Raw genomic sequence first — 18,035 nt, 5'->3', positions numbered from 1 at the left:
CGATGCGACGATCTGCACCTGAAGAGTCGCTGAAGGTCAGACCAGCGCGTGCCCGCGCAGGACCAGCGAAACGATGCTCACGGCAGCGATCCCGATCGTGACCAGGAACGGCGCGTCCCGCCACACCACGATGACGACGAGCAGTACGGCGACCACCGCCAGCGCGACCCACCCGACGACCCCGATCGCGCCCGCCGGAGCGACCACCAGCAGTACGGTCGCCGCCGCCAGCGGGAGCGGCGCGACCAGCCGCGCGTACCGGCCGAGCCGCTGCGGCCAGCCGCGGACACCGGTCGCCAGGTCGTCGGCCAGATCCGGTACGACGTTTGCGAGATGGGCACCGATCCCGAGAAGGGCACCGGCGGCGGTCGCCCACCACGGCGCCCAGACCTGCGCGGTGCCGAGCGTCACGAACGACGGCAGCCCGCCGAACGCGACGGCGTACGGCAGCCACGAGACCACGGTCGACTTCAGGCCCAGGTTGTACGCCCAGGCGCAGGCGACGAACCCGAGATGAACCAGCCCGGCCGCGAATCCGTTCGCGAGAGAGACAGGGACGGTGATCACCAGCATGAGGCCGGCACCGATCGCCAGCGTCCGGCGACTCACCAGTCCGCGCACCACGGGCTTGTCCCGGCGGTTCACAATGGTGTCGCGGGCGGCATCTATCGCGTCATTGCTCCAGCCGATCGAGAGGTGGCCGGTGAGGATCGTTGCTGCGACCAGGAGACACCCGGCCGGACTGCGCCCGGCCGACCACGCGACGGCCGTGACCAGCGCAGTGACGGCGACGGTCGGCCCCGGGTGGCACGCGAGAGCCAGACCTCTGAGTACGGTCCTCACCGACGTAACGATGCCACGATGACCCGGATCGCAGCTGTCCGCCCCGCGCTGCCGCCGTACCGGTATCCGCAGTCCGCGCTGACCGACGCGGTCGCCGCGATGTGCCTCCCGGACGGCCACGGTACGGCGGTGCTCCGCCGGCTGCACGCGAACGCGGGCGTGTCCCATCGGCATCTCGCGCTGCCGCTGGAGCAGTACGCCGTCCTCGACGACTTCGGGGCCGCGAACGACGCGTGGATCGAGACCGCGGTGGACCTCGGCGCGGAGGCGGTCGCGGGCGCGGTCAAGGACGCCGGGCTGACGGTGGACGACGTCGACGTCCTGATGTTCACCACGGTGACCGGGGTGGCCGCGCCGTCGATCGACGCCCGGGTGGCGTTGCGGCTCGGGCTGCGCGAGGACGTGAAACGGCTGCCGTTGTTCGGGCTGGGGTGCGTCGGGGGAGCGGCCGGGATCGCGCGGCTGCACGACTACCTGACCGCGTGGCCGTCGCACGTCGCCGTACTGCTGTCGGTGGAGTTGTGCTCGCTGACGTTGCAGCGCGACGACGCGTCGCTGCCGAACCTGGTCGGCGGGGCGTTGTTCGGGGACGGCGCGGCGGCCGTCGTACTGACCGGGTCCGCGCATCCGGCGGCGGCCGGCCCGTCCGTGGTGGCGACGCGGTCCCGGCTGTACCCGGACTCGGAGCGGGTGATGGGGTGGGACGTCGGCGCCGGGGGCTTCCGGATCGTGCTCGGGGCGGACGTGCCGGACGTGGTCCGGACCTACCTGGGGGAGGATGTGCGCGGGTTCCTCGGCGACTACGGGCTGAGCGTGGCGGACGTCGGGACCTGGGTCAGCCATCCGGGCGGGCCGAAGGTGCTCGAGGCGGTCGCGGAGACGTTGGAGCTGGCGCCCGGGGCGCTGGACCTGACCTGGAAGTCGCTCGATGCCGTCGGCAACCTGTCGTCGTCCTCGGTGCTGCACGTCCTGGGTGACACGATGCGGTTGGGTCCGTCCGGGCCCGGGATGTTGCTGGCGATGGGTCCTGGTTTCTGTTCCGAGCTCGTGTTGATGGAGTGGTGATGTACGGCTGGTACGTCGGATTGGTGCTGCTCGTCGCCGCCGAGCGGGTGGCGGAGCTCGTGGTCTCGCTGCGGAACGCGCGGTGGAGCTTCTCCCGTGGTGGGACGGAGGCCGGGCGGGGGCACTACCCGTTCATGGTTGCCCTGCACACGTTGTTGCTCGCGGCATGTTTGCTGGAGGCGGCGTACCGGCCGTTCGTGCCGTGGCTCGGGTGGACGATGTTCGCGGTGGTGCTGCTGGCGCAGGGGCTGCGGTGGTGGTGCATCACGGTCCTCGGGCACCAGTGGAACACCCGCGTGATCGTCGTACCCGGGCTGAAACTGGTTGCCCGCGGCCCGTACCGCTGGCTGCGGCACCCGAACTACGTCGCGGTTGTCGCCGAGGGGATCGCGCTCCCACTCGTCCACACCGCGTGGCTCACCGCGCTGATCTTCACGGCGCTCAACATTCCACTCCTGACCGTCCGCATCCGCACCGAGGAAACCGCCCTCAACTCCACGCTGGTCCCGTGATCGATCTGCTGGCCGTGGTTCCGTGAGCGGGCTCGACCCCCGGCCCGGCGGGCCTCGCCCGGACGTCGACCTGCTGGTCGCCGGCGCAGGGCCGGCCGGCTGCGCGACCGCGATCCGGGCCGCCCTCGCGGGGCTGTCGGTCGTGGTCGTCGAACCACGCACTCCGCCGATCGACAAGGCCTGCGGCGAAGGCATCGCCCACAGCGCTGTCGCATACCTGACCCGCCTCGGCGTAGACCTCACCGGCCGCCCCTTCCACGGCATCCGCTACCTCGACGACACCCACACCGTCGACGCCAGATTCACCACCGGCCCCGGCCTGGGAGTCCGCCGTACGACCCTCCACGCCGCCCTCATGTCCCGCCTCGAAGCCCTCGACATCCCCGTCCTCGAATCCCGCGTGGGCCCCATCACCCAAACCCCCACCACCGTCACCGCCGCCGGCCTCACCGCCCGCTACCTAGCCGCCGCCGACGGCCTCCACTCACCCATCCGCCGCCAACTCTCCCTCAACCACCCCACGCCGAACCACAACCGCTCCGTTCCGGCCTCCAGCTACCTGGCCCCCGGCGGCTCCGTTCCGGCCTCCAGCGACCTGGCCCCCGGCCCCGTTCCGGCCTCCAGCTACCCGGCCCCCGGCCGCCGCGTGCCGGGCTCCAACTACTGGGCCGCCGGCCTTGCCGCTTCTGATCCACTCGGTGCGCTCGCCCGCCTCTTCCACCACGCGCCGCACGGCGCCCCCGGCGCCGTGCGGCGCGGGTTGCGGCAGCACTTCACCGTCGCGCCCTGGACGGATCTTGTGGAGGTGTACTGGTCCCACCTAGGCGAGGCGTACGTAACCCCGGTCGCGGACGACCTGGTAGGCGTCGCGATCCTGACCTCCGCCCGCGGCACCTTCGACTCGCACCTCGACGCCTTCCCCACCCTCAAGCGCCGCCTCACCACCGCCCGCCCGGCCACCGCCGTCCTCGGCGCCGGCCCCCTTCGCCAGCGCGTCCGCACCCGCACCGCCGGCCGTGTCCTGCTGGTCGGCGACGCCGCCGGGTACGTCGACGCGCTCACCGGCGAGGGCATCGCCGTCGCGCTCCGCACCTCCGCCGAACTGGTCGACTGCCTCCGCGCCGACCGCCCGCAGGACTACGACGCCGCCTACCGCCGGGTCTCCTGGGAGTGCCGGCTGCTCACCGCATCGTTGCTCTGGGCCCGCAACCGCCGCGCCCTCGCCCCGTACATCGTCCCCGCCGCGAGCCGCCTCCCGGGCGTCTACCGCACGATCGTCAACCGGTTGTCCTAGGCAACGTGGACCGAAACTCTGAAAATACCGCAGGCCCGGCAATCGCTCAGACAATCGCCGGGCCTGCGGGTGGGCCGAGCCTCCTGGTGAAAGGCTCGGACCGGCAGCCTTTCCGGCCTCCTGGTGAAAGGCCGGACCTGCTGACAAGGAAGACTCTGTCAGCCGCATGTTGCTCAACAGTTGCCGGAATGTGAAGCCTTGTTACATCGCCCTGTGGCGAACGTCTCAGTGCCCGATTTCAGTGCTCGTTCTCAGTGCTCGTTCTCAGTGCTCGGTCCGCACCGCCGCGATCTGCAGCTGCAACGCCAACCGCTCCCGAGGATCGGACAGATCGAGCTCCGCGATCTCCCCGATCCGCTTCATCCGGTGCCGCAAAGTGTTCGTGTGCAAATGCAGTTCCCGCGCCGCGCGCTGCGGCTGCCCGGGAAATTCCAGCCACGCCTGCAATGTCTCGACGTACCCCGTGTCGTGCTCGATGTCGTGCCGCAGCAACGTCGCCAACGGACCATCCATCTTGGTGGTATCAAGCGACGTCACCGCGCGATGCACCGTCAGCACATGCCAAGCCTCTTCAACCCGCAACGCCGGCCCCGGCGCCACCCCGCGCCGTACCAACCCGAGCAACTCAACAGCCTCAGCCCGTGAACTCGGCAAATCCGCCGGCCCCCGCGCAGGCCCACCCGCCGCGGCATACGTCCCAGGCGACTCCACCACCAGCTTCTGCAACCAACTCCACGACCCAGGCCCGTCCTGGTCAGTAACAACCGCGAGCACGGTCCCATCCAGATCAGCCAACTGCGGCTCGCTCCACCCGTGCCGCCGCCCGGTCGACTCCCACAGATCGAGTTGCTGCGGTACGTCGTACCCGTCCGGCGACCCCAACGCCACCACCCGCCACGGCTGACGCGGCAGCCGTACGTCGACCGGGTTGTCCGGCGAGAACTGCCGCAGAACCGTCCGCAACCGGTCAATCGCGCTCCTACGCGCCACATCGGCCTGGGCCCGCAACCGCAACAGGTGCAACGCCAACACCGACGCAGCGTTGCTGAGCTCAGTAGTGACCGCCTCACTCACCGGCCCGTCCACAACGGCCCAGATAGACCCCAACCACTCACCCCCAGCCCGCACAGGTACGACGAGCCGCGGCCGGATCCCGTTAGGCCCGTCCGGCACCAAGAACGGCTCACTCGACCTGGCCAGCCGCCGAAAGATGCCCCGCGCCCGGAAATGCGCAATGACCTCCGGCGGCACCCGACGGCCGACGATGGTCGACACCCGGGTCGGGTCGGTGAAGTCCTGCCCCGACGAGTACGCCAGTACGCGCGACTGGTTGTCCTCGATCGTCACAGGCGCGTCCACGATCGCAGCCGCGGCATCAGCCAGCGCAAATAGCTCCTGGTGTACGCCGGCGTCACCAGCCGCAGGGGAGTCCGGTGCAGCGGCCCTGTCGAGTACTCCGCGCAACAGCCACACCACGTGCGCCCAGGTAACACTGGGCTGCAGGGCGACGAGTGAAACGACCTCCCGCTCCGCGGCAGCGACAACAGGCGGCTCATGCGCCAACGCAGTACGAAGGACCACGCCTGACGCGTTCCCGGCCGCACAGCGCTCAACCAGCTCCACAGCGTCCTCTGCGTCGCGCAAACCGAGCCCTAGCACCAGATCACCCGGCTGGCCGGTCGCGGGCTCCTGTGGGTCGGCCAGGAACACGTCCCGGACCTCGCTGTCGCCCTTGCCGGGAACCACGACCTCGAACAGCGCTGGGCCGACGGCGACGATCAGATCGGACGAGGAGATCACGAGATTATTGTGCAGGTTATTGTGCGATGAGCACAGTCATTGCGGCCGCTAATGGTGTGATCGCACCATGACAGGCGTCGGTTGCGGCCGCACCATCGATACATGACCACAGCTGGTTCCACTCACCTCGTCCCGGATCGCGTCGCCGTCGTCGGCGCGGGCATGGTCGGCCTGGCGACCGCCTGGTTCCTCCAGGAGGCCGGTGTCGAGGTGACCGTGCTCGACCGGGAAGGCGTCGCCGCCGGCGCGTCCTGGGGCAACGCCGGCTGGCTGACCCCCGGCCTGGCGACGCCGCTGCCGGAACCGGCGGTCCTCAAGTACGGCCTCCGTGCGGTGCTGAGCCCTGCCTCACCGGTGTATGTCCCGCCGACCGCGAGCCCGCGGCTCCTCAAGTTCCTCACCCGATTCGCTCGCAACAGCACCGCCGGACGCTGGAAGACCGCGATGGACGCGCTGGTCCCGATCAACCGGCAGTCCCTGGCCGCGTTCGACTTCCTCGCTGACGCCGGAGTCAAGGCGCAGACGCACGAGGCCAAGTCGTTCCTGGCCGCGTACCGGACCGTCGAGGAGCGCAAGGTGCTGCTCGAGGAGATCGAGCAGATCCACGCGTCCGGCCAGGGCATCGAGTTCGAGGCGATCAGCGGCGACGACGCCCGCGAGATCGAGCCGTCGCTGTCCGACGCGATCGGCGCCGCGATCCGGCTGCACGGTCAGCGTTTCATCAACCCGGGCGAGTACGTGAACCTGCTCGCCGACTCGGTGATCGCCCGCGGCGGACAGATCATCAGCGGTGTCGTGGTCAAGGACATCGTCGACGAGATCCGCGGCGTCCGGCTGGTCACGGCGGACGGCGAGACCGACCCGTTCGACGCGGTCGTCATGGCGACCGGTGCGTGGCTGACGGACCTGGCGCGGCAGTTCGGCGTCCGGACCGTCGTCCAGGCGGGCCGCGGGTACAGCTTCAGCGTGCCGATGGCGCACGTCCCGGCCGGCCCGGTGTACTTCCCGGCGCAGCGGATCGCCTGCACGCCGCTCGGCGACCGGCTCCGGGTGGCCGGGATGATGGAGTTCCGCAAGCCCGAGGCGAAGCTCGACCCGCGCCGGATCGACGCGATCGTGGACGCCGCCCGGCCGCTGCTGCGCGACGCCGACCTGGACGCGCGGACGTTCGAGTGGGTCGGCCCGCGCCCCTGCACCCCCGACGGCCTGCCGCTGATCGGCGCGACCTCCTCACCGCGGGTGTTCGCGGCCGGTGGCCACGGCATGTGGGGCATCACGCTCGGCCCGATCACCGGCCAGCTGCTGGCCGAAACCATCACAACCGGCCGCACCCCGGACGAGCTGCGCCCCTTCAACCCACTCCGCTGACGACCTTCTAGCAACAGGGAGGGGCTCCAACGACGTGGTCCCTCCGCCCCGCTGACCGTCACCTCGAGCAGCCTCGGTGAGCCTCCTCAGGGCAGCGCCTCATCTGCCCGCGCCTCCTCCGGCCACCGCAGCCGCTCCGGTCAGCCCCAAGAGCGGGCCCTGGCGACTTTCTCCTGCCCAGGGCCCGCTCTTTCTCTTGCTGTCGGCGGCCTATGCCATCGTTCAGCCATGGTTCTCAGGTGGTACTCCGTCGTGGTCGACTGCCACGACGTACGCAAGCAGGCGGCCTGGTGGGCCGAGGCGCTCGCCTGGACGACGATCTACGCCTCCGACGAGGAGTGCGTGAACGTCCCCGGCTGGGTCGACGAGGACACGCTCAAGGACATGCCGTGGGAGCGGATCGGTCCCGGCATGGTCTTCGTCGCGGTCCCCGAGGGCAAGACGGTGAAGAACCGCCTGCACCTCGACTTCGCCCCGCACACCAGCCAGGACCGCGACGCCGAGCTCGCCCGCCTCGAATCGCTCGGTGCCCGTCGGGCCGACGTCGGCCAGCCCGCCGACGCCTCGTTCACGGTCCTCACCGACCCCGAGGGCAACGAGTTCTGCGTCCTCAGTTCCCGCGACCTCTGACGATGCTCACGCTCACCTCGACTCCTCGCGTCTCCGAGCTGACCGAGCTCATGCGGACGGCCTGGTGGATGAGTGACCGTACGACGGCCGACGTCGAACGGCTGCTTGCCAACTCCGACCTGGTCTTCGCGGTGCTGGACGACGACAAGCTGGTCGGCTTCGCGCGTGTCCTCACGGACCACACGTACGTCGCCCTGCTGCTGGACGTGATCGTCGACGAGTCGTACCGCGGCACCGGGGTCGGCGCCGTACTGCTCGACGCGGTCGTGGACCATCCCGCGCTGGCGGCGGTCCGCAGCCTGGAACTTGTCTGTCAGCCCGAGCTGGTGCCGTTCTACCGGCGCTGGGGTTTCACCGATGAGGTGGGACGCTCGCGGCTGATGCGTCGTACGACCGACGCGCGGTTGATCGGCTGACGGGTTGCCGATGGGGGAGCGGACCGGCACGATCAGCTGCACCTGCCCGACGACGGACGGAGGCGCTGGCCGATGAACGGAACCGAACCGCCGGCCTGGGCGGTTAAGGCCCGGCCGATCGTGGACGTGGCGGGCCGGATCCTCTGCCTCGTGCTCGGCGGCGCGCCGCACGCCGAGCTACCGCACCGGGCACCTCCTCGCGACGGCGCGGAATCACCACGCACCACCGACACCGAGCTCCGCGAGTCCGACCTGACCGCGCTCCGCGGCCAGATCCTCGACCGGATCCTGCAGCGCGTCGCGAACGCGGCCGCCGTGGAGAAGTTCGACAAGGACGAGGTCGCCGACCTGTTCCGGAGCGGCTCACCGGTCGTCCGGGTGATTGCGCTCGGACTGATGGAGGGCGACCGCTCGCTGATCGACAGCGCGATCCTGCTGGACGCGATCAACGGCCCGCTGACCGGCAACGAGCAGTTCCACGCCCTCAAGCTGGTCCGCGGCGGCTGGGGACGGCTGATGCCCGAGGAGCGCAACCAGCTGGTCGCGGCCCTCGACCACAACCCGCAGCTCCAGGAAGGCCCGGACCGGATCGCGATGGCGCAGCAGATCCGGGAGCTCGGCGCGAACTCCCGGATCGGCTGAAATCGCTCAGTGTGTGTGCGGCTCGGTGCCGTGCTCCGCCTCGTGGGCGGCGATCTGCGCCTTGACCTCTTCCATGTCGACCGCACGCAGCTGGCCGATCAGGTCCTCCAGGCTGGCCGCCGGCAGCGCACCGGCCTGGGAATACAGCACCACGCCGTCGCGCACCGCCATCAGGGTCGGGATGGAGCTGATCTGGAAGGCCTGCGCCAGCTCGCCCTGAGCCTCGGTGTCGACCTTGCCGAACGTGATGTCCGCGTGCTCCTCGGACGACTTCTCGAACACCGGTCCGAACATCTTGCACGGGCCACACCACTCGGCCCAGAAATCCACCAGCACGAGACCGTCGCCACCGACCACCTCGTTGAAGTTGTCCTGGGTCAGCTCGACCGTTGCCACTACGACCTCCGAAAGTAGTTGAGTACGCCGTAGTCAACACCGGCCGCCCCGTGACTTGTTCCCGCCCCCCGGTGCAGGCCGACGGCCGATCTCGTACGGCCTACGACCTGACCGGAATGCGGAGTCTCGAATGTGAGCTGAGCCACGTTGTCAACCGTTTGATCAGATCGGCATGTCCACGAAGGGTGACGCGTAGTCCTGCACCTCCTCGAGGATCGACGCGGCGGCCTCCGGGGTCAGCTCGGCGCGCTCCTTCTCGGCGACGATCATCTGCCGCAGCAACCGGGTCTCGCCGGCCGTCGCCAGGCCGGTGATCTCCGGGTGCCCGTTCAGCAGCCAGGCGGTCGCGGCGGTCACGTAGCGCTGCTCGTCGAACGGCCGGTACCAGGTGTCGTACGCCTTCTGCTCGCCGTCGGCCCAGTTCCGCCGGGCGATCATCTTGATCGTCATCAGCGCCGCGTCGGACGCCTTCACGGCCTCGACCAGGGCCGCGTAGTCGGCGGCGTACCGCGGATCCGTGGAGAGCTTGTAGTTGAGCGGCGTCAGCACGCTGTCGAAATCGAACCGGCGCAACCCCTCGGTGTGCACCGACGGCGCCTGCGCGGTGTGGCCGGTGATGCCGATCGCGCGCACCAGGCCCTCGTCCTTGGCCCGGATCGCTGCCTCCAGCGAGCCGCCCTTGCCGGTGACGAGGTCGAGGTTCTCCAGATCGCAGACCGCGTGCATCTGGATCAGGTCGACGTGATCGGTCTGCAGCCGCTCCAGCGACCGGTTGATCTCGCTCCAGGCCTCTTCGAAGGTCCGCCGGCCGGTCTTGGTGGCGAGGAAGATCCGGTCCCGGATCTCCGGCATCCGGGGGCCGAGGCGGAGCTCGGCCTCGCCGTAGTCGGCGGCCACGTCGAAGTGGTTGATTCCGGCGTCGAGTGCTTCCTGGATCGAGGCGTCGGCGCGGTCCTGGTCGACGCCGCCGAGGGAGGCCGCGCCGTAGATGAGTACCGAGCTCTGGTGGCCGAGTCTGCCCAGCCGGCGAGTTTCCATCCTGGTCCTCCAGGGGGTAGCAGGGAACACTGCCGACCTTATGCCCGAAGACCCCGTCGGCAAGCGGTTGTCCACAGCCGACTTTGACCCTCTCGGCGCGGGAGAGTTTTCCACAGTGGAGCCGCCGGATCGGTTACTATCTGTGATCAGTTGATGCGTTCTTTTACCATGTTGTTCGCACGGATTTTCGAACCTGTCCGCGGCGTGTGGCATGGTGTGCGCTGCCCGGCCGACCCGAGCGGGCATGAGAGAGGAGCTATGACGACGGTACCGAAGGTGTCACGCTTGGCCGGTATGTGCCGAGGTGAGGGTGACACTGCCCGCGAGTGGGGTAACAGTATGGCTGCGGGGAGCGATGGAACATCCGGATCCTGGGCTCGGGTCTCCCGGAGGACGGTTGCTTGCCGTATCCTCCCGGCTACTGTCCGCGTAACTGCTGTCTGAGGGGCGGGTAGGGATGAGTTGGTGGCGAACGTTGCTCAATCTGCCGCCAAAAGGTGAGCACTGGTCGGACCAGCGCCGGACCAAGAAACCCGGTAAAGGCCGCCCGCAGAGTACCGCGCCGGAGTGGTGGGCCCACCCCGGCGGGCCGGTGTCCCCTACCCCTCGCCAGGCGCAGGGGGTGGCCGCGCAGTACTCCGCTCCGCAGAACCAGACCCCGCCGCCGAACGGTGGCGTCATGGCACCTCCCCGGCGACCGGGCGGACGGACGCCGGACGGCGCCCCGCAGGAGCCCGGACCGCGTCCGCCGGAGCGGCTGAAGCAGCGCTCGCCGCACGGCGCGCACGCTGCCGCCCCGCCGCAGCCCCCGCGCGAGGTGCAGGGCCCCGGGCAGACCCCGTGGTCGACCGAGCCCGAGTCGTCGTTCTCCACCTGGGCGCGGCGGTTCTTCCGCGGCCTCGTGGTCGTCGTACTGCTGCTGGCCGCGATCAGCGGGATCCGCTCCTGGATCGCGCCGAACCGGACGCCCCAGACGGTGGTCAGCGGGCAGAGCAGCTTCCCGTCCGACGAGGCTCGCGCGGTCGCGACCCGGTACGCCGTGGCCTATCTGACCTGGGACGAGAACAACCCCGACGCCCGCCCGGCCCAGGTCGGCCTCGACCTCGCCGCCGGACTGGACAGCCGGGCCGGCTGGAACGGGCGCGGCAAGCAGACCGCCGACGTGGCGTACCCCGGACAGGTCACCGCCGACCCGAACGGCATCACCGCGGTCGTCGACGTCCGGGTCCGGGTGCACACCTTCACCCGGCAGAGCGGCAACGCCTTCGCGGTCGGACCGGTCGTCTGGAACCGGCTGTCGGTGCCGGTCGCGCGGACCGCCGACCGGGTGGTGGTGAGCGCGCCGCCGACGTTCGTACCGGACGAGCGCGCGCCGCTGCCCGCGAACATGCCGGACGCCGGCAAGCCCGACGACGACCTGACCTCGGCGACCGAGAAGGATGCCGAGGCCTTCTTCGCGGCGTACGCCGAGTCGGACAACAAGGTGTCCGCGGTGACCGCGCCCGGCTCGACCATCCGCAGCCTGAACGGTGCGGTGAAGTTCGGTGAACTCAAGGACTGGCAGGTGTACGCCGGGAACGACGACGAGCGGCAGGCGACTGCAGCCGTCACCTGGAACGGGGTGGGAGATACCACTCTGGACCAGACGTACACGCTCACGCTGAGGCGTACTGTCGCCACGGACGGAGCACAGCGATGGCAAGTGGCTGCCGTCGGATGAATCCAGCGACTGGCCATCGGATGACCGAGGCAACAAGGGAGACACCGCAATGACGACCCACGAACTGGCTGCGAGCGTGGTACAGCTTGCCGTGCCCATGGCCGGCAATCCCAATGTCCCGACCGGTGCGGACTTCAAGGACTGGGTCCTGGTCATCGCGGGGAACATCTTCATCGCGATCCTGGTGCTGCGCGCGATCGGCCACTACTTCAAGCGGGAGTGGGGCGAGCTGTTCGGCCACATCGCCGCCGGGATCCTGGTCGGCGGGCTGATCTACGCCAACAACCAGACGATCAACGTGCTCAAGGGCTTCTGGGGATTGCTTTCCGGGGGCAATTGATGCGCGTCGGCCGTACCCTCACCCACCACTTCGAGATCGAGACCCGGCAGTACGACCTGCTCGGCATCGACCTCGGCGAAGGCGCGCGCCGCCGGATGATCATCTTCGGTGCCGTGGTCATCGTGATCTGGGTGGCGCTGCTCTTCCCATTCATCGGCGTACCCGAGAAGCCCACCGTCAGCCTGTACGTCGTGCCGCCGTTCGTGATCACCGCGTTCGGCTGGCGGCCGGGGAAGTTCCACGAACGCCGCCGCCGGGTGACCGAATGGGCGCTCGCGGTCCGGTACGCGCTGCGGGCGCACCGCCCGATCATCGGCCTCGGTGCCCGGGCCGCCGACAAGTCGGAGTACCTGCCCTGGCGGGAGCGCATGTCGACCCGAAAGGTCGCAGACCTGGCGAAGGCCCGGGTCACGCCCGAGTGGGAGCGCGAGGTGGTGGTGGAGGTGGATCCGATGGTCCGCGCGGGGGCGGACATCACGGTCAACCAGCGGGCCCGCCTGCTGGGTTCGGAACACGTACAACGGGTGAGTCGCAGGACGTCGTCAGGAAGAGGCCTGGATGAAGATCGCTGACAAGCTCCTGAACCTGGTGGGGGTCGGTCGCGAGCGGGGGCTGCCGCCGCCACGCCTGGTCGCCATCGCCGACGGCCTGCTGGTCACCGAACGCAGCGCCGAGGCGTGGTTCCTGATCTCGGTGGCGAACACCGACCTGGCCACCGAGGCCGAGCAGGACGCCGCCCTGGACGCCGCGGTCAGCGCCGCCGCGACCATCCTCGGCGACCGGCTCAGCCACCTGAAGGTGGTCTGGGGCCGCTCGACCGGTCAGGACTACATCGACTCCGTGGCCGGCCACTACCGGCTCGGCGACCACGAGGCCTGGGCGCAGACCCGGGCCGACCGGATCGACGAGATGCGAATGCCGGAGCGGTACGTCGCACTCGGCGTGCACCTCAGCGACCGCGACCCCCGGGCGACCGCCCAGGTCCGGGGTTCGATCAGCGACGCCCTCGGGACGACGTCGTGGCGGGTGAGCGCGCGCGAGCTCGCGCACCTCGACGAGCGGGTGCGCAAGCTCGCTCGTCAGCTCGGCTCGACCGTCTGGCGCGCCCACACCGCCCCCGCCGAGGTGATCTCCTGGCTGATCAGCCGCGAGATGCACCGGGGCGCGGTCGCGGCCCCCCGGCGCGGCCTGATCACCGGCGCCTCGCTGGCCCGGCTGACCTCCGGCCGGGTGGTGCCGTACACCGACCACCTGCGGATCTACGACACCCGCGGCCAGATCGCGGCGTACACGACCGTGCTGGCGATGACCGACTTCCCGGAGGAGCTCGAGACGCCGGGGTCGGGGGAGTGGCTGCGGACGCTGTCCGAGATCAAGGCGATCGACGACGACGGCGACGAGATCGACGTCACCGTCGAGGCCTCGGTCCGGTTCAGGGTCCTCACCAAGAAGACCGCGCGGAACCTGGTCGACGAGACCCGGAAGAGCGCGAAGGAACAGCGCCGCTCGGCCGCAAAGGGCACGGCGGAGGAGACCGCCGACGAGATCGTCGAGACCGAGCGCGTGATGCGCGAGGTCAAGCGCGACATCAACCGCAGCGGCCTCACCCTGGTCGAGGACCACCCGCGGCTGCTGGTCAGCGCGGACACCCGCGAGGACCTCGAGGCGTACGTCGACGCGGTCATCGCGCACTACGCCGATCGCGGCATCACCGTCGCCGCCGGCGCCGACGAGCAGCGCGACCTGTGGCTGGAGTCGCTGCCCGGAGACCAGCTGCGGGTGCCGGACCTCGGCCACGTCCGCGAGTCGACCGCATTCTTCGGGTCCTGGTTCTGGGGCGGTGCGTCGATCGGTGACGCGACCGGCCCGGCGATCGGGTACCTGACCGGCTCCACGCCCGGCCTGGTCCGCTTCGACGCGGCCGCCGGTTCGGCCCTCGGTGACGCGACGACGACGCTGTTCCTCGGCCGGTCCGGTCGAGGCAAGACGACTGCCGCGATGCTGGGCGGCCTGGATTCGGCGTTCGCCGGCGCCTGGGTCCCGCTGCTCGACCTGAAGGGCGACGCGGCGGGCGTATCCGCAGTCGCCGCGGAGTACGGCGTACCGACCGCTGTCATCGAGATCACCGCCCAGTTCTCCGGCGCCGCGGACCTGCTCCGCGTACTCCCGGTCGACGACGCGCTGCTGCAGGCCCCGTCCCAGCTGATGCTCCTGCTCCCGCCACACCTGCGCGGCGCGGCCGAAGCTCCCGTGGTCGCGGCTACCCGCGCCGAGATCCAGTCCCCGGACCCGTCCTCCTGGGGCGTCATCCAGCGGCTGTGCAACTCCGACGAGGAGACCGTCCGTACGGTCGGTTTCGCCCTCCGCGACCTGGTCGAGACCGGCCTCGGCTCGGTCGTCGCCGGCCCGCCGTCCGGCCTCTCGTCCCTGACCACGAACCCCGGCCTCTGGGTCGTCCAGATGCCCGGCCTGACCCTCCCGTCACCGGAGTCGGCCCCCGAGTCCTGGTCCCCGATCGAACGTGTCGGCATGGCCTGCCTGCGCGGCTGCCTCGCCTGGATGATCCGCACCACCGGCCGCCGCGAGTTCCGCGGCCGCTCGAAGGTCGTCATCGTCCCCGAGGTCCACCTGCTCACCAAGACCCCCGACGGCGCCTCGTTCCTCGACTACATCGCCCGCGTCGGCCGCGCCCTCGGCGCCTCCCTGGTCCTCGACACCCAGGACCCGGCGTCGATCCTGAAACTGCCGGGTCTGGTCGAGCAGATCACCACCCTGTTCGCCTTCAGCCTCCGCTCCCGCGAACAGGTCGACTCCCTCCTCGAACTCCTCGGCCGCCCCCAAACGGCCCCGTACCAAACCCTCGTCCGCGGCATCAACACCGCCGCCAACGGCAAATCCATCCGCCACGGCCACTGCATCATGCGCGACCGCTGGGACGAAGTAGCCACCGTCCAAATCGACATCCCCAGCCAGCAGGTGGCCACCCTCCTCCGCACCACCCCCGAATCCGAACACGTCCCCCCACCCACCCCACCCGACGACGACCCCACCCCCTTCCCCGACGACGAGGCCCGCTACGACGACCTCGACCAGTCCTCCACCAACCCCGCCCCACCCCAAGAACCGGCCCGAGCCCCCGCCCCCACCGGCCAAGCCCACTCCCCGGCTCCGGACCCCGCATCCGCCGCCCACGCCTCGCCCTCGGCCGCCTACACCTCGGCTCAGGCTGCCTCCCCGAACGCCGGTCCCCCTTCCGCGGCCGCGTACACCACATCGCCGGCCGCGGACGCCAGGTTCCCAGCGGCCCCGGACGCCGCATCCGCAGCCACCGCCGCCCGGTTCCCGGCTGCCTATGCCCCGTCCCGCGCCGCCGACGCCCCATCCCCGGCTGCTCACACGTCGGATCAGACCGCCGACAGCCCCCACATCACGTCTCAGGCCGCCGACGACACGTCCTCCGCCCCGACGGCCACACCGCCCGCCCGTGAGCCAGAACCACCCGCCTACCCGGCCGACCGCGCGCCGGCGACCCCCGCGGCCGACCCCACGTCAGCCGCCGCTGCGGCCGACCCGGCGACGTACGCGCACCCCCCGTCGCCGGCGACGCTCGCCCCTCAGCAGTCCACCCCGCAGCCCCACTTTGACCAACCAACCGCCAACACCCAGACCTCCGCGACTCCAGATACCCGGCCCACCGAGTCGCACCCACCCACCCACCAAGAACCGCCGGTAGCCCAGCAAAACGGCCACCCCCCAACCCCCAGCGTCCAAGACACCCCCCAAGACCCCCCGCACCACCGCCACCCCCTTCGCTACGAGTCCCCCATAGGCCCCGACGAGGTCTACGACCAGGAGGCCGACGAAGCCGCCTACAACGAGGCCATGTACCCGGCCTACGGCGAAGACCCCACCCCCGACCGCCCACCCACCGGCAACAAGGAGCACGTCGCATGAGGTGGCAACGCCGCCTCAGAACCGCGGCCACCATCCTCGCCTTCTCCCTCATCATCACCTCCCAACTAGCCCTGGCCGCCGACCCCAAACCCGGCCCGACCAACCCCACAGGTTTCGCCGACCTCCTCCCCACCCCAGACCTCACCCACGGCGACACCCGAACCCTCTTCGAGCAGTACAGCCCGATGGCCTACGGTCTCGACTTCGATACGGGCCTGACCGACTCGTTCAACATGATCTTCAACGGCTATGCGTACCTCGTGATGATGTACATCACGGCAATAACGCGAGCCGCGATCTCCGTTGGCTGGTGGCTCTTCTCGTTCACCGATGTGAAGCCATTGACTGATGCCACATCGGCCACGATCGGTGCGACGAGCACGCAGTTGGTCGGATGGCTCTTGCCGTCCGCTCTCGCATTCGGTGCCGTCGCGGCCTACATGCAACGCCGTGCGACCGGCAGCGCGCTGGGGCAGTTGATCTGGGTATTGATTGCCGGCGTTCTGAGCATCAGCTTCGCTGTTGCGCCTGCTACGTGGCTGCGTGGAGTCGACGGCGCCCGGCAGATGGGCGCCGGTGCGGTGATGACTGCATCGTCGGATGCTTTGGGCCCGACAATGCAGACGCCGATTCCCTGGCCTGAACCTGGCTTCACGGGCACACCGAAAGACACACTCCTGCGGAAGTCTGCCGACGCAAGTTGGCGAGGCTTCGCGGTCACACCATGGTGTATCGCCGAGTTCGGATCTATCGCAGCGTGTCAGCGGTACGGCAAGGGGATGCTCGACGTCGGAGTGAATCCCAAGGACAGGATGGACTACGTCAAGAACGTGGTCGTACCGGCCGAGGGCGGAGAGGACTCACCGACTGCGAAGTGGGTCAAGGGAGACAACCCCTTCGGACGAACAGCAGTCGTGATGCTGGCTGCCATTGCCGCGACGCTGTTCGGGTTCTTGAACATCGGTCTGGCATTCACCGCACTGATGGCCTTCGTCGGCGCGTTGCTGCTATTGGTCGTTGGCGTGTTCTTCGCCTGTTTGTGGATCATCCCGGGTCGACCTCGTCAGTGGGGCCTCAACTGGTTCGAGGCATTGATCGGGCTCGTACTGCAATCGTTCCTGGCGATGTTGGTATTCGGTACGGCCCTCACGCTCGTCACCGCGGTGTTCACATTGACTGGGCCTCTCGGATGGCTGCCGGTAACCGGTCTCGCCATCGCGGTACTGATCGTCGGCTTCCGCCTGCGGCGACTGTTGGACAGCCTCACGTCGATGATGCGTCCCGGCGCCGGGAGCGTCATGCTGGGTGGGCTCGCGCGACGCGGCGCGATGGGCGCGGTCAGGCGTGTCATGAGCGCACTGAGCAGCCGCGGTGCCGCACCTACTCCCAGGGAACGAGTTCGCGACCGGGCCGGGACCTCAGAGTCGTCGGCGCAACGCGTCTCCTCGACACGGATCTATCGGGAAGCGCCAAGCATCGGTTCTCTGGCGCAGAGATCTGCAGCCAGTTCGCAGTACGAGCTGACGCGTGGCCCTGAGCGGCGACGCGGCGACGGGGCTGTGGGCGGTCAAGGTATTGTCGGCACTGGGGCCGGCGGACAGCCGGGTGGTGCGGGCGCTGCCGGGGTAAACGGGCGAGTTGCTGCAGCTACGTCGCCGGGCCGGAGCAGCTCCGCGTTGAATCTGGCTCGTGCGCGGTCGCAGTCTCAGGACTCCGACAAGCGGCGTACGATCACCGTCACGAGTGCGGGGGTGGCCGCGCCGGCCACCTCTGGATCGCGGGGGAGTGGTGAGGCGCAGAAGGCGCGGCATTCGCGGCGTCCGATTCCGGTGCCGTCGAACGACGTGCGGTACGAGCCTCGGGCGCATACGCATTCGGCGAGTCTGCGGGAAGGTCCGCCCAAGGGGCAGCGGACGCGGCGGAAGCCGGTGCCTTCGCAGGGGCGCCGTTACCGTGACTACTCGACCGTCACCAAGGACGGCGTGACGGTGCACGTCCCGACGCGCAGGTGATGCCG

The 18,035-nt window shown here is 69.8% G+C and carries 16 protein-coding genes; 12 read left to right on the top strand and 4 right to left on the bottom strand.

Features of this window, described 5'->3' with window-relative positions; all coding sequences use genetic code 11:
• Positions 1–36: 36 nt before the first annotated feature.
• Positions 37–843 (bottom strand): UbiA family prenyltransferase, encoded by an 807-nt coding sequence (locus ACXJJ3_RS08445; RefSeq protein ID WP_458169413.1) that lies wholly within the window; start codon positions 841–843, stop codon positions 37–39.
• Positions 844–861: 18 nt separating this feature from the next.
• On the opposite strand from ACXJJ3_RS08445, the gene ACXJJ3_RS08440 reads away from it, so the two are divergent.
• From ACXJJ3_RS08440 to ACXJJ3_RS08430, 3 genes are read left to right on the top strand one after another with little or no spacing between them, the layout of a single operon-like run.
• Positions 862–1,908, top strand: coding sequence for a type III polyketide synthase (locus tag ACXJJ3_RS08440; protein WP_458169412.1), 1,047 nt, complete (start codon positions 862–864; stop codon positions 1,906–1,908).
• A complete protein-coding gene (locus ACXJJ3_RS08435) occupies positions 1,908–2,420 on the top strand; it encodes an isoprenylcysteine carboxyl methyltransferase family protein (protein WP_458169411.1) in 513 nt (170 codons plus the stop codon). Before ACXJJ3_RS08440 ends, ACXJJ3_RS08435 begins: the two co-directional genes overlap by 1 nt.
• 22 nt (positions 2,421–2,442) lie before the next feature.
• Positions 2,443–3,714, top strand: coding sequence for an NAD(P)/FAD-dependent oxidoreductase (locus ACXJJ3_RS08430; protein ID WP_458169410.1), 1,272 nt, complete (start codon positions 2,443–2,445; stop codon positions 3,712–3,714).
• A gap of 264 nt (positions 3,715–3,978) precedes the next feature.
• Here ACXJJ3_RS08430 and ACXJJ3_RS08425 read toward each other — a convergent pair whose 3' ends face one another.
• Positions 3,979–5,514: a helix-turn-helix domain-containing protein gene (locus ACXJJ3_RS08425; RefSeq protein ID WP_458169409.1), complete on the bottom strand. Its 1,536-nt coding sequence runs from the start codon at positions 5,512–5,514 to the stop codon at positions 3,979–3,981.
• 102 nt (positions 5,515–5,616) lie between these two features.
• On the opposite strand from ACXJJ3_RS08425, the gene ACXJJ3_RS08420 reads away from it, so the two are divergent.
• The 4 genes from ACXJJ3_RS08420 to ACXJJ3_RS08405 all read left to right on the top strand — a co-directional run bounded on the left by ACXJJ3_RS08420 (position 5,617) and on the right by ACXJJ3_RS08405 (position 8,570).
• Positions 5,617–6,882 (top strand): NAD(P)/FAD-dependent oxidoreductase, encoded by a 1,266-nt coding sequence (locus tag ACXJJ3_RS08420; protein WP_458169408.1) that lies wholly within the window; start codon positions 5,617–5,619, stop codon positions 6,880–6,882.
• 228 nt (positions 6,883–7,110) lie between these two features.
• A complete protein-coding gene (locus tag ACXJJ3_RS08415) occupies positions 7,111–7,512 on the top strand; it encodes a VOC family protein (RefSeq protein WP_458169407.1) in 402 nt (133 codons plus the stop codon).
• Between the two features lie 2 nt (positions 7,513–7,514).
• Complete coding sequence (locus tag ACXJJ3_RS08410; protein WP_458169406.1) at positions 7,515–7,928, top strand: GNAT family N-acetyltransferase; 414 nt, start codon at positions 7,515–7,517, stop codon at positions 7,926–7,928.
• A gap of 72 nt (positions 7,929–8,000) precedes the next feature.
• Complete coding sequence (locus ACXJJ3_RS08405; protein WP_458169405.1) at positions 8,001–8,570, top strand: hypothetical protein; 570 nt, start codon at positions 8,001–8,003, stop codon at positions 8,568–8,570.
• A 6-nt stretch (positions 8,571–8,576) separates the two neighbouring features.
• Here the strand turns inward: ACXJJ3_RS08405 and trxA are convergent, their stop codons facing one another.
• Both trxA and ACXJJ3_RS08395 read right to left on the bottom strand, forming a co-directional pair.
• Positions 8,577–8,966 (bottom strand): thioredoxin, encoded by a 390-nt coding sequence (gene trxA / locus ACXJJ3_RS08400; protein ID WP_458169404.1) that lies wholly within the window; start codon positions 8,964–8,966, stop codon positions 8,577–8,579.
• A gap of 162 nt (positions 8,967–9,128) precedes the next feature.
• Positions 9,129–10,004, bottom strand: a complete 876-nt coding sequence (locus ACXJJ3_RS08395) for an aldo/keto reductase (protein ID WP_458169403.1) — start codon at positions 10,002–10,004, stop codon at positions 9,129–9,131.
• Between the two features lie 679 nt (positions 10,005–10,683).
• On the opposite strand from ACXJJ3_RS08395, the gene ACXJJ3_RS08390 reads away from it, so the two are divergent.
• The 5 genes from ACXJJ3_RS08390 to ACXJJ3_RS08370 are packed head-to-tail and all read left to right on the top strand — an operon-like array spanning position 10,684 to position 18,030.
• Complete coding sequence (locus tag ACXJJ3_RS08390) at positions 10,684–11,724, top strand: conjugal transfer protein (RefSeq protein ID WP_458169402.1); 1,041 nt, start codon at positions 10,684–10,686, stop codon at positions 11,722–11,724.
• Positions 11,725–11,773: 49 nt separating this feature from the next.
• The gene (locus ACXJJ3_RS08385) at positions 11,774–12,064 is read left to right on the top strand and encodes a hypothetical protein (RefSeq protein WP_344189722.1); all 291 of its coding nucleotides are present in this window, start codon (positions 11,774–11,776) and stop codon (positions 12,062–12,064) included.
• Positions 12,064–12,636, top strand: a complete 573-nt coding sequence (locus ACXJJ3_RS08380; protein ID WP_458169401.1) for a hypothetical protein — start codon at positions 12,064–12,066, stop codon at positions 12,634–12,636. The genes ACXJJ3_RS08385 and ACXJJ3_RS08380 overlap by 1 nt, the downstream gene beginning before the upstream one ends.
• On the top strand, positions 12,623–16,018 hold the full coding sequence (locus tag ACXJJ3_RS08375; RefSeq protein WP_458169400.1) for an ATP-binding protein: 3,396 nt from the start codon (positions 12,623–12,625) through the stop codon (positions 16,016–16,018). The genes ACXJJ3_RS08380 and ACXJJ3_RS08375 overlap by 14 nt, the downstream gene beginning before the upstream one ends.
• Positions 16,015–18,030: a hypothetical protein gene (locus ACXJJ3_RS08370; protein ID WP_458169399.1), complete on the top strand. Its 2,016-nt coding sequence runs from the start codon at positions 16,015–16,017 to the stop codon at positions 18,028–18,030. Before ACXJJ3_RS08375 ends, ACXJJ3_RS08370 begins: the two co-directional genes overlap by 4 nt.
• The last annotated feature ends 5 nt before the right edge of the window (positions 18,031–18,035 follow it).

The organism is Kribbella sp. WER1 (assembly GCF_054189145.1).
This window is presented reverse-complemented; position numbering and strand designations above follow the sequence as displayed.

What these genes read in the sequence shown, in the direction of transcription:
- ACXJJ3_RS08440 (WP_458169412.1), top strand. Translation starts at nt 862, where the DNA reads ATGACCCGGATCGCAGCTGTCCGCCCCGCGCTGCCGCCGTACCGGTAT.
- ACXJJ3_RS08435 (WP_458169411.1), top strand. Translation starts at nt 1,908, where the DNA reads ATGTACGGCTGGTACGTCGGATTGGTGCTGCTCGTCGCCGCCGAGCGG.
- ACXJJ3_RS08420 (WP_458169408.1), top strand. Translation starts at nt 5,617, where the DNA reads ATGACCACAGCTGGTTCCACTCACCTCGTCCCGGATCGCGTCGCCGTC.
- ACXJJ3_RS08415 (WP_458169407.1), top strand. Translation starts at nt 7,111, where the DNA reads ATGGTTCTCAGGTGGTACTCCGTCGTGGTCGACTGCCACGACGTACGC.
- ACXJJ3_RS08410 (WP_458169406.1), top strand. Translation starts at nt 7,515, where the DNA reads ATGCTCACGCTCACCTCGACTCCTCGCGTCTCCGAGCTGACCGAGCTC.
- ACXJJ3_RS08405 (WP_458169405.1), top strand. Translation starts at nt 8,001, where the DNA reads ATGAACGGAACCGAACCGCCGGCCTGGGCGGTTAAGGCCCGGCCGATC.
- ACXJJ3_RS08395 (WP_458169403.1), bottom strand. Translation starts at nt 10,004, where the DNA reads ATGGAAACTCGCCGGCTGGGCAGACTCGGCCACCAGAGCTCGGTACTC.
- ACXJJ3_RS08390 (WP_458169402.1), top strand. Translation starts at nt 10,684, where the DNA reads ATGGCACCTCCCCGGCGACCGGGCGGACGGACGCCGGACGGCGCCCCG.
- ACXJJ3_RS08385 (WP_344189722.1), top strand. Translation starts at nt 11,774, where the DNA reads ATGACGACCCACGAACTGGCTGCGAGCGTGGTACAGCTTGCCGTGCCC.
- ACXJJ3_RS08380 (WP_458169401.1), top strand. Translation starts at nt 12,064, where the DNA reads ATGCGCGTCGGCCGTACCCTCACCCACCACTTCGAGATCGAGACCCGG.
- ACXJJ3_RS08375 (WP_458169400.1), top strand. Translation starts at nt 12,623, where the DNA reads ATGAAGATCGCTGACAAGCTCCTGAACCTGGTGGGGGTCGGTCGCGAG.
- ACXJJ3_RS08370 (WP_458169399.1), top strand. Translation starts at nt 16,015, where the DNA reads ATGAGGTGGCAACGCCGCCTCAGAACCGCGGCCACCATCCTCGCCTTC.